12 protein-coding genes and 1 pseudogene are annotated in these 14,109 nt (G+C 71.8%); 5 read left to right on the top strand and 8 right to left on the bottom strand.

The genetic code is table 11. From position 1 onward, the window contains the following. Nucleotides 1-243: 243 nt before the first annotated feature. Nucleotides 244-852: a hypothetical protein gene (locus tag ACFYXC_RS25050; protein WP_389554111.1), complete on the top strand. Its 609-nt coding sequence runs from the start codon at nt 244-246 to the stop codon at nt 850-852. A gap of 33 nt (nt 853-885) precedes the next feature. Here the strand turns inward: ACFYXC_RS25050 and ACFYXC_RS25045 are convergent, their stop codons facing one another. The 3 genes from ACFYXC_RS25045 to ACFYXC_RS25035 all read right to left on the bottom strand — a co-directional run bounded on the left by ACFYXC_RS25045 (nt 886) and on the right by ACFYXC_RS25035 (nt 6,555). Next, entirely contained in the window at nt 886-2,244 is a 1,359-nt protein-coding gene (locus ACFYXC_RS25045; protein WP_389554110.1) for an esterase-like activity of phytase family protein, read from the bottom strand. A gap of 187 nt (nt 2,245-2,431) precedes the next feature. Further along, entirely contained in the window at nt 2,432-3,703 is a 1,272-nt protein-coding gene (locus ACFYXC_RS25040; protein WP_389554109.1) for an SWF or SNF family helicase, read from the bottom strand. Further along, nucleotides 3,700-6,555, bottom strand: a complete 2,856-nt coding sequence (locus ACFYXC_RS25035) for an SNF2-related protein (protein ID WP_389554108.1) — start codon at nt 6,553-6,555, stop codon at nt 3,700-3,702. Before ACFYXC_RS25035 ends, ACFYXC_RS25040 begins: the two co-directional genes overlap by 4 nt. A 260-nt stretch (nt 6,556-6,815) precedes the next feature. Between ACFYXC_RS25035 and ACFYXC_RS25030 the strand changes: the two genes are divergently transcribed. Next, the gene (locus tag ACFYXC_RS25030) at nt 6,816-7,859 is read left to right on the top strand and encodes a fatty acid desaturase family protein (protein ID WP_389554107.1); all 1,044 of its coding nucleotides are present in this window, start codon (nt 6,816-6,818) and stop codon (nt 7,857-7,859) included. A gap of 104 nt (nt 7,860-7,963) precedes the next feature. Next, a complete protein-coding gene (locus ACFYXC_RS25025; RefSeq protein WP_388921539.1) occupies nt 7,964-8,146 on the top strand; it encodes a hypothetical protein in 183 nt (60 codons plus the stop codon). Nucleotides 8,147-8,295: 149 nt separating this feature from the next. Here ACFYXC_RS25025 and ACFYXC_RS25020 read toward each other — a convergent pair whose 3' ends face one another. The 4 genes from ACFYXC_RS25020 to ACFYXC_RS25005 form a co-directional block, all read right to left on the bottom strand. Continuing rightward, on the bottom strand, nt 8,296-9,156 hold the full coding sequence (locus ACFYXC_RS25020; RefSeq protein ID WP_389554106.1) for a hypothetical protein: 861 nt from the start codon (nt 9,154-9,156) through the stop codon (nt 8,296-8,298). Nucleotides 9,157-9,438: 282 nt separating this feature from the next. Then, nucleotides 9,439-9,756, bottom strand: a complete 318-nt coding sequence (locus ACFYXC_RS25015; RefSeq protein ID WP_389554105.1) for a hypothetical protein — start codon at nt 9,754-9,756, stop codon at nt 9,439-9,441. 259 nt (nt 9,757-10,015) lie between these two features. Beyond that, nucleotides 10,016-10,615: a class I SAM-dependent methyltransferase gene (locus ACFYXC_RS25010; RefSeq protein ID WP_389554104.1), complete on the bottom strand. Its 600-nt coding sequence runs from the start codon at nt 10,613-10,615 to the stop codon at nt 10,016-10,018. 215 nt (nt 10,616-10,830) lie between these two features. Then, on the bottom strand, nt 10,831-11,259 hold the full coding sequence (locus ACFYXC_RS25005) for a PPOX class F420-dependent oxidoreductase (RefSeq protein WP_388921548.1): 429 nt from the start codon (nt 11,257-11,259) through the stop codon (nt 10,831-10,833). A 95-nt stretch (nt 11,260-11,354) separates the two neighbouring features. Between ACFYXC_RS25005 and ACFYXC_RS25000 the strand changes: the two genes are divergently transcribed. Beyond that, nucleotides 11,355-11,768 carry a roadblock/LC7 domain-containing protein gene (locus ACFYXC_RS25000; protein ID WP_388921551.1) on the top strand — a complete coding sequence of 138 codons (414 nt, stop codon included), beginning with the start codon at nt 11,355-11,357 and terminating at the stop codon, nt 11,766-11,768. 148 nt (nt 11,769-11,916) lie between these two features. Beyond that, a pseudogene (locus tag ACFYXC_RS24995) lies at nt 11,917-12,774 on the top strand (DUF6397 family protein); the annotation flags it as partial. Between the two features lie 447 nt (nt 12,775-13,221). On the opposite strand, the gene ACFYXC_RS24990 reads toward ACFYXC_RS24995, so the two are convergent. Then, nucleotides 13,222-14,094, bottom strand: coding sequence for an acyl-CoA thioesterase (locus ACFYXC_RS24990; RefSeq protein ID WP_389554103.1), 873 nt, complete (start codon nt 14,092-14,094; stop codon nt 13,222-13,224). Nucleotides 14,095-14,109: the final 15 nt, after the last annotated feature.

The raw sequence follows: 14,109 nt of genomic DNA, 5'->3' as shown, positions 1-14,109 counted from the left end.
GAGGCGACTCTTGACGTTATGGCCACGCCGCCCTTACCGCCAGAGCCGCCTCGACCGCCGGACAGCACGCCGCCCTACGGCGGTGGCGGATACGGTCCACCGCCTGAGGGCTTCGGGCCTCCTCCCGCGGGTTACGGCCCGCCTCCAGGGGGCGAGGGGCCGTCGTGGCACAGTGGAGGAGGCCATCAGCCGCCTCCACCTCCGCCACCCGGACCGCCGGGCGGCCCGGGCCGGCGCCGCCGGATGCTCCTGCTCCTGCTGGCCGTGGTCCTGGGGGTGGGCGCGGTTTCCGCGGTCGTACTGGTGGCGGCCAGCGATGACGACTCCCCGGACAGGAAGCAGCCGTCGGAGAGCAGTTCCGGTTCCTCCACGGGGCGACTGCCGTCGCCCTCGCTGAGCGTCCCGTCGCAACTGCCGACCGAACTGCCGTCGCCGCCCTCCGGCGTGCCGTCCGAGCTGCCCAGCGGTCTGGAATCGCTGCCTCCGTCCCTCGCGAGCGACGAAGTGCCGTACTACATGCTGCGAGCCGGAGACTGTTTCGACGTCGACGCCGGCCGGCCGGGGCAGGCGGTGAAGCGGCCCTGCGACGGCAGGCACGACGCCGAGGTCGTGACGGTGACCGAACTGGAGGGTACGTACACGTCTGATGCCGCCCTCAAGAAGGCGGCATCGGACCTGTGCCGAGCGCCCCTGGACGCCAAGGCGGCCAGGCAGCCCGCCGGCACTGTGGCCGGCACCTTGGTGCAGTACCCGGACCCCGCCGGCTTCGAGGTCGGCATCGACAAGGTCACCTGCAGCCTGGCCGCGGACACCGGCCAGGGCGACCGTCAACTCGAACGGCCACTGAGGTGAGCCACGCGCGCGCGGGCAGCGCGCAGCCGTCGCTCAGATCCCGCGCGGCAGTCGTACGTAGGTCACGGTGGTCTCGATCCCGCTGTCCACGAGACGTCCCTGGGCGTCGAACGCCTCTGTCCCGTCCGTCATCCCGAAGTCGTTGTCGTTGATCAGGGCGAGCGTGTCACGATCCACGCGCGCGACGCCTTCGATCTTCCCGGGCACCCCCTTCACCTTCCCGAGGTCGACGACGAGACGCTTGCGCAGCACCGGGACACCGGACGCCGCGGGATCCGCCAGCTGCTCGAGCGACGGCGACGTGGTGTTGTCGTCCCACTTGTCCCCGAGGATGTCCGCGCCGCGGCTCAGCCGCACGACCTGCAACCGGGCGGCCTTGTCGGTGCGTTCCTCGACGAGCAGCCGGTCGCGGCCCACGGCCACCACGGACGAGATCTTCAGCTCGGACGTGTCGTCCTCGCCCGGGTCGACCACGCCCACCGGGTCGAACCGGTACGCGTACTCGGCGGTCACCGCCCGCTTCTTCGGCGAGAAGCGCAGCAGGCGCGTGGTCAGCGACTCCTCACCCGCATCCGTGTCCGGCAGGGACAGCGGACTCTGCACGGCCAGCACCAGATCCCCGCCAGGGAGCAGGGCGAGCCCTTCGAAGCCCCGGTTGATCTTCCGGTGCAGCAGGACCGAGGGCAGTGCCTCGACCACCGGGTAGCCCGCGCCGGTCAGCCGCAGTCCCTCCGGCACGTACCGGGTGAGCACCTTCCCGCGCGCGGAGACGTGGACCAGCGAGGGCCCGTACTCGTCCACGAGCCAGAAAGTGCCGTCCTGGGCGCGCACGATCCCTTCGGTGTCCAGACCGTTCGGGTTGTACGACAGCGGCGTCCTCGCGTCGTAGGTGTACGGCGCCTCGTCGCGTGCCCGCTGGTTGGACAGGCCGGTCACGGGCTCGCCCGCGGTGGTGGTCACCGGGATCGCGTCCAGCACCTTCACGGCGGCACCGGACACCCGGATCTTCACGATCGCCGGGTCGAAGCCGGGCACGGGAAACGTACGGCGCTTCTCCCCGTCCACCTTGATCTGGCCGTTGGGCCCGCGGTCGGTGACAGTCCAGAACTCTCCCTTGCGGCCTGCCGGGTAGATGTCACTACCGATACCGCCGAGGTCCACGCCCCGGTCGTCGGCCACCGTGCCCGCCAGCAGTCCGTTGCTGAACGTGCCGAGAGGGATGTCGCCGAGCGTCGCCGAGCCGGTGACCCGCGCGTCCCGTGCGTCCCGCGCGTCACCTGAAGGCGCGCCGACCGCGGGACCGGCCACCGCGAGAGCGGCCAGCACGGCGAGCGGCACCCCCGTGGCGACGGAGCGGTGGACACGGCGCCGGCCTGCGGCGTACGGGGACATGGGGCCTCCTGAGGCACACGTTTGTTGACATGCGCCAGATTTCGCCCTCACCCCGAACGCCGTACGGCCGGCCGGTGAACGCCCGGCGTCCACCGCTCGTCCGGTGGGGGCGGGCCACGTCCTGCCGGTCCCCGCGGACCCCTGTCAGCGCTGTTCCGCGGCCCGTGTCACCCCGACCGGCCCGGTGTCACTCCTGCCCCGCGGCCAGCGCCAGCGCCGTCGCCGGGTCCCGGGACGGCGGACCGGCGGGAGTCCACCGGCCGCGCTCCTTTCGGTACGGCCACCAGCGGCCGTCCGGGCCCAGACGGAGCTGGGTCCGGCCGCCCACGACGGTCCAGCGGTTTCCGGCCGCACGCAGGACAGGCCGCTCGCCCTCCTCCCAGGCCGACTCCAGGGCGGCACGCGCGCGTGCGAGCGTCTCGGCCCCCACGACCCGCTCCGCCTCCAGTACGTCGAGTCCTGGCACGCCTCCGTACTCCCAGGCCCGGACCGCGAGCGTCAGGCTCTCGCGGTCGCGCCCGGACCCCTCCGCGAGCCGGGCCGCCACCGATGCCCCGGGCCCGCCCGACGCGAGCCGCACGGCATCCTGCGCCGGCGTGAGGTCGGCCTCGACATCGCGCTCTTCGTGACCGGCTCCGAGCGCGTCGACGAGCATCCGGTGCGCCTCCCGGGCGGCCTGCGCCGCCAGGAACCGGAGCGCGGCCGGATCGACTCCGGGAGCGGGAGCGGCCTCCGTGTCCAGCGAGGGCGGCAGACCCGGTTCAGCGGGCACGGCGGGTGCCTCGGGCAACGGCGGCAGGATGTCCCCCGCCGCGTACGCCTCGGCGGCGTCCACACCCTCGCGCGTCTCCTGCCGCACCGCAGGGGTCCCGACGGCCGGGGGAAGGCTGCGCACCTGCAACGCGTCGAGGAGCTCTCGCTCACCGCGGCCGCGCAGGAGCAGCAGCACGAACGGATCCTGGTCCAGCAACCGCGCCACCTGGTAGCACAGCGCGGCGGTGTGTCCGCAGTGGTCCCAGGCGTCACAGCCGCACTCCGCCTCCAGATCACCCAGTCCCGGCAGCAGCTCGACACCGGCCGCCGCCGCGTCCTCGACCAGGTGCGGCGGCATCTCGCGGTCGAGCAGCGCCGCGATGTGCCCCGCCCGCTCGACGGCCATCCCCAGGAACCGGTCCCACTGCTCCTCGGACAGCTCCTGCAGCAGGACGTCCGCGCGGTGCGCCGTGCGGTCGCGGTCCTGGACCACCGCGGTGATACGCCCGGGACGGACCGACACGGCGCCCACGGCTCCCGCGCGCGCGAGCCGACGGCCCGCCTTCAGCTGCTGCAGGTCCAGCGTGGCGTCCTCCAGCGCCTTGAGCCATGCCTGCCCCCACCAGCTCTGGGCGAAGCCCCGGCCGCTCGCGGGCGGCAGGGCCGCGAAAGTGCGCTCCGGAGTGTTCTCGTACGGATCGCTCATCGGGCGCCCCCTCGCAGTTCCACCAGGTCGGCCAGTTGCGCGTCCGTCAGTTCGGTGAGGGCCGACTCCCCGGATCCGAGCACCGCGTCCGCCAGCTCCCGCTTGCGCAGCAGCATGTCCGCGATGCGGTCCTCGATGGTCCCCTCGGCGATCAGCCGGTGCACCTGGACCGGCCGGGTCTGGCCGATGCGGTACGCGCGGTCGGTGGCCTGCGCCTCGACGGCCGGGTTCCACCAGCGGTCGTAGTGCACGACGTGCTCGGCCCGCGTGAGGTTGAGGCCCGTGCCCGCGGCCTTCAACGACAACAGGAAGACGGGCACCTCGCCGTCCTGGAAGCGCTGGACCATGGCCTCGCGCTCGGGGACGGGCGTGCCTCCGTGCAGGAACTGCGAGTGCACACCGCGCGTGCTCAGGTGACGCTCGATCAGGCGTGCCATGCGCACGTACTGGGTGAAGACCAGGACGCATGCCCCTTCGGCGAGGATGGTGTCGAGCAACTCGTCCAGCAGCTCCAGTTTTCCGGAGCGCCCGGCGATCTTCGGCCGGTCCTCCTTGAGGAACTGCGCGGGATGGTTGCAGATCTGCTTCAGCCCGGTGAGGAGCTTCACGATCAGTCCGCGCCGCGCCATGCTGTCGGCGCCGGCGATCTCCGCGAGCGTCTCGCGGACCACGGCTTCGTACAGGCCCGTCTGCTCCTTGGTGAGGAAGACGGCACGGTCGGTCTCCGTCTTCGGCGGCAGTTCCGGCGCGATGCCGGGATCGGACTTGCGGCGGCGCAGGAGGAACGGCCGCACGAGCCGCGCGAGCCGGTCCGCCGCTGCGGGATCCTGCCCGCCCTCGACCGCCTTGGCGTACTGGTTGCGGAACGAGCCTAGGCGGCCGAGCAGCCCCGGTGTCGTCCAGTCGAGAATCGCCCACAGCTCGGAGAGGTTGTTCTCCACGGGGGTGCCGGTGAGCGCCACACGCGCGCGTGCGTCGATCGTCCGCAGCTGCCGGGCGGTGTCCGAGTACGGGTTCTTGACGTGCTGTGCCTCGTCCGCGACGACCATGCCCCACGACATGTCCGCCAGGCGGGCCGTGTCGAGCCGCATGGTGCCGTAGGTAGTGAGGACGAACTCGCCGGCGGCCGCCCCTTCCAGGGTCCGACGCGCGCCGTGGAAGCGCCGCACCGGGGTGCCGGGGGCGAAGCGCTCGATCTCGCGCTGCCAGTTGCCCATGAGGGACGTCGGGCAGACGACGAGCGTGGGGCCCGCGGTGGACTCGTCGGCCTGGCGGTGCAGATGCAGGGCGATGAGCGTGATCGTCTTGCCGAGGCCCATGTCGTCCGCGAGGCAGCCGCCCAGCCCCAAGGACGTCATCCGGGCCAGCCAGCTGAGCCCGCGGAGCTGGTAGTCGCGCAGGGTCGCGGCCAGCGCGGGAGGCTGCGCCACCGGCTCCTGCCCCTCCGGGTCCGACAAGTGGTCCCGCAGGGCCGCCAGCCACCCCGTGGGCCGGACGTCGACCCTGCGACCGTCGACCTCCGTCGAACCCGTGAGGACGGCGCTCAGCGCGTCGACGGGGGTCAGCTTGCGGTCCTGCTGGGCGCGGGCCCTGCGCACCTCGTGCGGATCGACGAGGACCCACTGGTCCCGCAGCCGCACCATGGGACGGTTCGCCTCGGCGAGCTGGTCCAGCTCCTGGCGCGTCAGTTGCCGGTCGCCCAGCGCGAACCACCAGCTGAACGCCAGCAGCGCGTCGGCCCCCAGGAAGGACGGCGCGTCCGAGGCCCGCCCGTTCCCCTCCTGCTCCTCGTCCGGCGGACCGATGACCGCGCGGGCCGTCAGCCTGTGTGCCAGTTCCCTCGGCCAGTGCACCTCCACGCCGGCGGTCGCGAGAGCACGGGCTCCCTCGCCCAGCAGCTCGGTCACCTCCTCGTCGGCGAGCTCGACCGAGTCGGGAACGGCCGCCGACAGCAGGGGAGCCAGCGGCGCCCAGGCCCGGGCCGCACGGCGCAGCGCGAGCAGGGCGTCCATCCGCGCGCGCGGGCCGAAGGCCGTGTGCGGCCCGCTCCACACCTCGGACGCGTCCGCCAGCAGGGCCGGGTCGCTGACGCTGTGCAGTTGCAGCACCGCACGGAACGCCGGCCGGGTCTCGTCCGGGACGACCGACGCGAGGCCCGGTACCTCGACGCGCAGCGAGACGCGTACGCCGGCGTCGTGGCCCGCCGCGACATCGGCGGCCCACGCGCGGTGCTCGGGTACGTGCTGCGGTTCGCGGGCGGCGAAGGCCGGGCCGCCCGCGGCGAGCGTCGCGGCGGGGGAGCGGGGCAGAGTGTCGGCGACGGCGTCGAGAAAGGCGCGCAGCAGCCATTCGGGGTCGGGCAGTCGCAGCGGCTCGTCCGAGTCGACGGGCACCGCGTGGGCGTGCGGGGGCATCGCGGCGGCCAGCTCACGGATCCGCGCGAGGTCCTGCGCGCCCAGAGGCCCCGCGCGCCACGCGTCGTGGTCACCGGCGCTGAGGCCGGGCAGCAGCAGGCCACGCGCCGCGAGTTGCAGCGCCAGCACGGCCGCGGCACCCCAGAAGGCGGTCGCCCCGTGGGTCCGTGTGCCGGCACGCGCGCGCGTGAGGACCGGGAGCGCCGTCCGCACCGGCAGCACGACGGTCGGCGCCGTCACCAGTTCGACGCCGTCCCCGCCGGGAAGGACGAGTGTCACCTGCTCGACGGCACCGGAGCCGACGGGCGGAAGTTCCTCACTTTCGGGCAGCCAGAAGGCGACCCTGCCCGTCCGGGCCGGGTCGGCAGGGATGAATACGGCGCGGCGGCGGGCCAGTTCTGAGACGTCGGAGGGTGTGGGGGCAGGAATCCTCTGCACAGCGATGACTGTGTTCCTCAAATTTGACTACTGGGGGTCGGGGTCGCCGAGGGTACAGCACGACATGAGGTACGCCAAGTGCCCTCTCTCGTGCCCGTTCTTACCTGCCAGGGGTGGTGTCAGGTCCACCCCAGGGTCGAGCTGGCCCCCGTTCGGACCCGGGTGTTGACGCCATGGTCACCGAGGGGCATGAATCCGTACGTTTTCCCAGGTCGGTTCTGTTGCCGCCGAGCCTGTCACCCGAAGACCGGAGTCCCGCCATGCCCGAAACCTCCGCCGCCCTCGCTGAGCCGCCGCCCAGGGCCGCTGTCGCCAGCGAGTTCGCCCCGCTCCTGCGGACCGTCAAAGACGCGGGGCTCCTGGGCCGTCGGCAGGGCTGGTACGGACTCACCATCGCCGGCAACGCGCTCGCCCTGGCCGGCGTCGTCACGGGCGTCTACATGCTCGGTGAATCCTGGTGGGTGCTGCTCCTGGCGCCGGTGTTCGCGGTGCTGTGCGCCCGCACGGCCTTCATAGGCCACGACGCGGGACACTTCCAGATCACCAACAACCGGTCGACGGGCCGCGTGATCGGACTCGTCCACGGCAATCTGCTGCTGGGCCTGGGCTACGGCTGGTGGAACGACAAGCACAACCGTCACCACGCCAACCCCAACCACATCGACAAGGACCCCGACGTCAAGGCCGATGTGCTGGTCTGGACCAGCGGGCAGGCGACGGACCGCTCCGGTCTCAAGCGCTGGCTCACCCGCAACCAGGCGTGGCTCTTCTTCCCGCTCACCCTGCTCGAAGGCGTCGCTCTGAAGGTCCACAGCCTCCAGAACCTGCGCACGCAGTCTCTTCGTGAGCGGCTGGTCGAAGCCCCCCTGCTCATCGCGCATCTCGTCGCCTACGTGACCCTGCTGCTGACCTCCATGCCGCTGGGCACGGCCCTCGTCTTCGCCGCGATCCACCAGGCGCTCTTCGGACTGCACCTGGGCATGGCCTTCGCGCCGAACCACAAGGGCATGGAGATGCCCGACCCCGACGGTGAGGGATGGGGGCACCTTCGCCGGCAGGTGCTCACCTCGCGCAACGTCCGCGGCGGCACCCTGACCGACTGGTTCCTCGGCGGCCTCAACTACCAGATCGAGCACCACCTGTTCCCGAGCATGCCCCGCCCCAATCTGAGGCTCGCCCAGCCCCTGGTGCGTGCGCACTGCCAGGAGTTGGGTATCTCCTACGCGGAGACGGGACTGGTGGAGTCCTACCGTCAGGCCCTGCGGCACATGTACGAGGTCGGAGAGCCCCTCAGGGTCGAGTAGGGGGTGCGCCTCAGGGTCGTATCAGGGTCCGGTCCGGAACCGCCGGGAGCCCGGGTCCGTTCTCAAGACAGAGAGCGGTACTGGCCGCTGAGGAGGCTACGCACATGTCAAGGAACGCGAAAATAGCCGCAGGGGGTGTCGCGGCCGGCATCATCCTGCTCTTCTGGCTGCCCTGGTGGGCCGCGCTGCTGATCGTCCTGGGGGTTCCCGCGGCGGCGTATCTGACGCTGGACCCCTCGCAGCGGCGCAGGCTGCGACGCGTCGGACGCAAGGAACTCGGCCGCTGAGGCCACTCGCCCGATCGGTTTCCCTCCGGAGCACGGGAGCCGACCACGTCGCCGCTCGTGGGCCCGCCGATGGTGCGGTCCACGAGCGGCCGCGTGGTCTGGGGCGGCCGCGTGGCTACTCGGCCCGTCCCGGGCGCGGTCGGCCCGGCTCAGTTCGGGCGTACGGCCATCTTGTCCAGAGCCTGCAGCAGCCCGGGCAGCTCGGGACCACGGCCGACCGTGAGGATCTCCCCGGGTTTGTCGTCGAGCAGCACGAACGCGATGTCGTCGGTCCGCGCCACCATGGACCAACCGGGCCCGTCGGCCCGGAGCGTCCGCGCGTCACCCGGGGCGAAGGACGAGCGCACGCGGCCGAGCGGCGGGGGCGCGTCCACATACGAACGCGCCTCTGCGAGCACACGTTGGACGCCACTGAGCGGCTCGCGCCCGCTGTCGCCGGCCCCGTCTTCACCGCGCTGCTCGGATCCGTCACGCGCGGATGTCCGGCCGGTCGTCGGAACGGCGAATTCCGTCTCGTCGATCTGTTCCCGCCAGGCGGCCCACTGGAGCGCTATCTCGTCCGCGCCGAGACGCCGCTGCGCGGCGCCCCAGGCGGACGTGTCCGGCGGGCACAGCGGTGCCTGCTCCGCGATCTCGGGCGCGGGGTCGTGCGGAGCGGGCACACCGGGCGCCGCGACGGCCACGGCCAGCGGCCACCCGGGCAGCGCCGCCACCATGGAGCGCTCGTCGGGCGACAGGTCGTACTCCATCCCGCAGTCCCAGGAGGCGATGGCGACGGCCACCAGGGAGACATCGTCGATGACGACGGTCCACCGCGCGCCGTCGCCGTCCTGACCCAGCACCAGTCCGTACCCGTCGGCGAGGGGCGCGAGGCCGAGCGCCGCACATGCCTCCGGGTAGTCGTCGCCCAGCACGCTGGGGAACTGCGCCGGCGTCAGAAGCACGGCCGTCAGCACGTACAGTGCGTCGTCGTCCCCGGCGGCGACGGTCTCATCGTCCGTCCCGGCCATCTCTACCTCCCCATCGCTGGATCCGTCGGCGCACCCTAATGCGCGCCCGCGGCCGTTGTCACGGGCCGGATCACGCGGGGAGCTGTGCCCCCCGTCCTCCGCGGGAGGTGCGACGACCGCCCGCGGCGGTGCTGATTCCGCCAGCGCTCCGGCCGTGGCCCGGCTCCGCCCTGGCTCTGCCCCGGCTCGGGGCGGCTGTCCGGTCGGGGCCGACGCGTGTCGAGTCATGGGCGAGGCGACGGGAGATGGCCCGAGGCGGTGACCGGCCCGCTTCCGACCAGGTCAGGCGGTCGGCAGGCCGAGAAGGGTGCGGGCCACAGCGGTGGGCGACTCGTCGCGTTCCCGCGCGAGCGCGATGACGGCCCGGCACGCCAGCTCGTTCACCCCGAACGAGAGAGCCTCCGGCGACACCCATGTCGCGGCCTCTTCGACCCCGTCCTGGTCGTCCTCGGCGCCCGCCGAGACGTAGGCCGCCGCGGCCTCGAACAGGTTGTGCGTCTGCTTCTTCGGGCGCGGCCCGGCCGACGGGACGGAGTCCCCGGACTCGGCCCTCCGTGGGCGTGAGAAGAGCTTCCAGAGTCTGGCCAATGTGCCGGACATTCGGCCCACCTTCCCCCATGCGCTGTTACGTCGGTCATCGCCCATCTGTCTCCATTCAACGTAGAGTTGAAGCTTCGACATCAGAAGAGGGCGGTGCCGTGCGGCGGCGTCGGACGCCGTCGCCGAAGAGGTCGCCGGGAAAGTCTTGGCGGCTCAGCAGATTCCCTGGGAGCCCTGGAGTCCCAGGGGTCCCAGGGCTACCCGTGGCTCCGTGCGATCCGTGCGATCCGTGTGGTCCGGGGGATGCTGAGCGGTGCTGTCAGAGGCGGCGTTCGGCCAGCGCGAGGAACCGGGCGTCCTCGTCCACGTACGAGGTCATGAGCCAGCCGGAGGCGGACAGGAGAGGGCCGAGATTGCCCTCGGCACGCAGGTCGGACGATGTGAGCTGCCGTCCCTGATATGCCGCAAGCGCGGCCCGCCCTATCGGGTGGAAGAGCGCCAGGAGTCCTCCGGGCCGAACGACCCGCGCCAACTCCCGCAGATTCTCGCCGGGGTTCGGAAGGTGCGCGACGAGGCCGGCCGCGAAGACGGCATGCAGCGACTCCGAACGCAGCGGCAGCCGTGCCACGTCGGCGAGAAGCAACCGCCCGGCCCGGTCACGCCCCGCCCGTGCCGCAGCCTCCAGCATGGCCGGCGTCACGTCCGCGCCGAGGACCACGCCCGACGGCCCTACGGCCTTCCTGAGGGGCGGCAGGGCCCGTCCGGTGCCGCAGCCCGCGTCGAGCACGTGATCTCCGTCCCGGAGCCCCAGTTCGGCGACGGCCGCAGCGTACGCGGGACCGTCGTCGGGGAACCGCTCGTCCCAGGTGGCCGCGCGGGCCGAGAAGAACTCCTGGACATGCGTGTGGTCGTCGCTCATGCACCGCATGATCCCGCATCGCACGCCGAGCGACCCCGTCGATCGTCGCCGTCGGTGTTGGCGTCGGTGTTGGTGTTGGTGTTGGTGTCAGGGTGTGCTCGTCGCCGACGGGCTCACCACGGGGCTGGGCGTGGCGAGCATGCACCACCCGTCTCGTCGAGTACGCCGGGCGGATGGAGACCGCCCGGCTCCTGGACTCGGTCGGCTGTCGCAGATCAGTCGGAGACAGATGCCTCCGCCAGAACCTTCTCGATCGACACGCGCACGACGAGTTCACCGGGCACGCCGTTGCGGGCCGCGAACTCCTCGGCACGTTCCTCGCCCATGTACCGGCCGCCGATCCGACCGGCCCACAGCCGCACCTCGTCCAGGTCCTCCGAGATCCGGGCGCGCCCTTGCAGGACGACGTACGCGTACGGAGGCCGGTCGTCGTCCACACAGAGGGCCACCCGGCCGTCCCGGGTCAGGTTGCGTCCCTTGACGGTGTCCTTCCCCGTGTTGAACACCAGGTCGTCGCCGTCGAGCACGAACCAGATCGGCGCCACATGGGGGCGTCCGTCGGCCCGGACGGTCGACAACTTGCCAGTGCGGGTGCCGTGCGAGACGAACGCTCGCCATTCCTCATCGGTCATCTTGTGTGCCATGCCCCTATCCTCCTTGCCCGGACGGCGACGGTGGTGAAGGCTGGACGATCGGATCCTCCGGCCAGGGGGAGCCACACACCACGGGGAGACGGATCATGGCGGAGAACCAGGGGCTCGACTGGCTGCTCGACGACCTGACCCAGCGTGTCGAGCACATACGCCACGCACTGGTGCTGTCCAACGACGGGCTGGTGACCGGGGCGAGCACAGGTCTGCGGCGGGAGGACGCCGAACACCTCGCCGCTGTCTCATCGGGCCTGCACAGCCTGGCCAAAGGCTCCGGTCGGCATTTCGGCGCGGGCCGGGTCCGCCAGACGATGATCGAGTTTGACGACGCGGTGCTTTTCGTCACGGCGGCGGGCACCGGCAGCTGCCTCTGCGTGCTCAGCGCGGCCGAAGCCGACATCGGTCAGGTCGCCTACGAGATGACGCTGCTCGTCAATCGGGTCGGCGAACACCTGCATGTCGATGTACGGCAGCCCGAGCACTCACCCTCCGTGGACCTCTGAAGACATCACACTCCAAACGCTCTGACCTGCATAGACGTCGTCGCGGCCGAGGTTATCCACAGGCTCGGCGCGATACCGGCGAACCGGCTACGGTTTTTCTCGAAGCAAGCGCACGCGACAGCACATCGCTGCACGGGGGAGAACCACCATGTCCGGAGCCACCATCACGCCGACCGTCCTGTCCGACTCGAACGGGCGGACCGGGCGGGAGACACAGCCGACACTCGCGCCGAGCCGCGCCGCGCGAGAACTACAGCTCAAGAGGGGCGAGTTCGACCTCGCCGTCCGGCTCGGCCGCATCCGCACAGTGCCCGACGAAGGTGGCGGAGGACGTCGCGTCACCCGTGCGGAGATCGACAGGGTGAGGTCCGAGGAAGGCTTCCCGGATGCTCTGAGGGAACGCGTCAAAGCGGTCGGTACGTCCGAGAGCGCGGCCCTCATGGAGATCACGACCGCCCGGTTCACCCGCTTCGCCCGCTTGGGTCTCGTCGTTCCCGTGAAGTTCTACCTGAACCGGTACCGGGCCGTGGTGTGGTTGTACCTGGCCGAGGAGCTGCGGCAATTCGCCGCGAACAAGGAGAACGCCCCGCTGCTGAACGGGCGTGTGCCCCGAGGACTGCGCGACCAGTTGGACGCCGGCCTGGACCTGCGCGCCCGGAACTGGCGGGGGCGGCACCTCGGGTTCTCGCTCCGGCAGACCGAGGATCCATGGGCACGCGCGGCGGTCGTGGCCTCGCTTCTCGATCCCGTCCGGGTCGCCGAGATCGTCACCGATCCCTGTGAGCGTGCCTACCTGGACCGCTACCGCCCCGACCGGGACACACACGGTGCGCCCGACTCACCCGCCGCCCGCGTCACCGCCCGGATCATGACAGCGGCTGATCCGGACGAGGTCAGCTGGCTGCAGGCCGACCTGGCGAACGGACTGGCGGAGGCACGCGATCACCGGCCCGCCCCGCGACCGTTGCCGGAGACGGGGATTCCGCACGTGAGCCACGACCGGCCGACGCACCTGAGCCACGACCGGTTGGTGCACGCGGGTCACGACCGGCCGACGCATGAGAGCCACGACCGGTCGGGTGCGGCCAGGGACCGCTGTCTGCCGACCGGGCACCGGCGAGCCGCCGAGCCGAGCCCAGCCGGCATGTCGCGGCACCCGGCCGGGGCACGACGGCCGTCCGAACTACGGCACCCGGCGAGGAAACGACGGCCCTCCGGCCTTCGGCACCCAACTGACCTTCGACACCCGGCTGACCCACGGCACCCGGCCGAGCAGCGGCGACCCGCCGGGCCGCGACCGGCGGAGGCGCGACCGATGGGGGCGCGACCGGCCGAGGTCCGACAACGGGCCGGAGCGCAGCAGCACGCGAACGAGAAACCGGAGCGACCCAGGGGCCTCCTCGGCTGGCTCCGGCGCAGAAACCCCTGAGCCCTCGCCCCCTCCCGGGGTGTCTCAGCTCTCGAGCTTGCGGAACAGCCCTTCCTGGACGACCGAGACGAGCAGGCGTCCCTCCAGGTCGTAGATCCGTCCCCGGGCAAGCCCTCGGCCGCCCGTCGCGATCGGAGACTCCTGGTCGTACAGGAACCACTCGTCGGCGCGGAACGGCCGGTGGAACCACATGGCGTGATCCAGGGACGCCATGTCGAAACCGCGCTGGCCCCAGAGTGGTTCCACCGGGATGCGGACGGCATCCAGAAGGGTCATGTCGCTCGCGTAGGTGAGCGCGCAGGTGTGGACCAGCGGGTCGTCGCCCAGGGGGCCGACGGCGCGCATCCACACGGCACTGCGCGGCTCGGCGTGCTCGATCTCCTCGGGGGTCCAGCGCAGCCGGTCCGCATAACGGATGTCGAAGGGCTGGCGCCGGGCCATGCGTTCCAGCGTCTCGGGGAGTGCGCCCAGATGCTCCTTGATCTCCTGAGTGACGCTCGGGAGCGACTCGGGATCCGGGACCTCGCGGGCCGGCGGCAGCTGGTGCTCGAAGCTCCCTTCCTCAGGCTGGTGAAAGGAGGCGGTCAGATTGAAGATCGTGCGGCCCTGCTGCACGGCGGTGACGCGGCGGGTGGTGAACGACCGTCCGTCCCTGACCCGTTCGACCTGGTACACGATGGGCACGCCCGGTCGCCCCGGACGCAGGAAGTACGCGTGCAGCGAGTGCACGGGGCGTTCCGTGTCCGTGGTCCGGCCGGCGGCGACGAGGGCCTGGCCCGCCACCTGCCCGCCGAAGACCCGCTGCAGGGACTCCTGCGGGCTGCGGCCACGGAAGATGTTGACCTCGATCTGCTCCAGGTCGAGCAGGTCGACGAGTCGTTCCGCTGGGTTCGTCATGTGTCGCGTTCTCCT

The sequence above is a fragment of the Streptomyces sp. NPDC002701 genome (assembly GCF_042889045.1).
GTDB lineage: Bacteria > Actinomycetota > Actinomycetes > Streptomycetales > Streptomycetaceae > Streptomyces.
Note: the sequence above shows the minus strand (reverse complement) of the source record. Positions and strands in the feature narration are given on the sequence as shown.

What these genes read in the sequence shown, in the direction of transcription:
- ACFYXC_RS25050 (WP_389554111.1), top strand. Translation starts at nt 244, where the DNA reads ATGCTCCTGCTCCTGCTGGCCGTGGTCCTGGGGGTGGGCGCGGTTTCC.
- ACFYXC_RS25045 (WP_389554110.1), bottom strand. Translation starts at nt 2,244, where the DNA reads ATGTCCCCGTACGCCGCAGGCCGGCGCCGTGTCCACCGCTCCGTCGCC.
- ACFYXC_RS25040 (WP_389554109.1), bottom strand. Translation starts at nt 3,703, where the DNA reads ATGAGCGATCCGTACGAGAACACTCCGGAGCGCACTTTCGCGGCCCTG.
- ACFYXC_RS25030 (WP_389554107.1), top strand. Translation starts at nt 6,816, where the DNA reads ATGCCCGAAACCTCCGCCGCCCTCGCTGAGCCGCCGCCCAGGGCCGCT.
- ACFYXC_RS25025 (WP_388921539.1), top strand. Translation starts at nt 7,964, where the DNA reads ATGTCAAGGAACGCGAAAATAGCCGCAGGGGGTGTCGCGGCCGGCATC.
- ACFYXC_RS25020 (WP_389554106.1), bottom strand. Translation starts at nt 9,156, where the DNA reads ATGGCCGGGACGGACGATGAGACCGTCGCCGCCGGGGACGACGACGCA.
- ACFYXC_RS25015 (WP_389554105.1), bottom strand. Translation starts at nt 9,756, where the DNA reads ATGTCCGGCACATTGGCCAGACTCTGGAAGCTCTTCTCACGCCCACGG.
- ACFYXC_RS25010 (WP_389554104.1), bottom strand. Translation starts at nt 10,615, where the DNA reads ATGAGCGACGACCACACGCATGTCCAGGAGTTCTTCTCGGCCCGCGCG.
- ACFYXC_RS25005 (WP_388921548.1), bottom strand. Translation starts at nt 11,259, where the DNA reads ATGGCACACAAGATGACCGATGAGGAATGGCGAGCGTTCGTCTCGCAC.
- ACFYXC_RS25000 (WP_388921551.1), top strand. Translation starts at nt 11,355, where the DNA reads ATGGCGGAGAACCAGGGGCTCGACTGGCTGCTCGACGACCTGACCCAG.
- ACFYXC_RS24990 (WP_389554103.1), bottom strand. Translation starts at nt 14,094, where the DNA reads ATGACGAACCCAGCGGAACGACTCGTCGACCTGCTCGACCTGGAGCAG.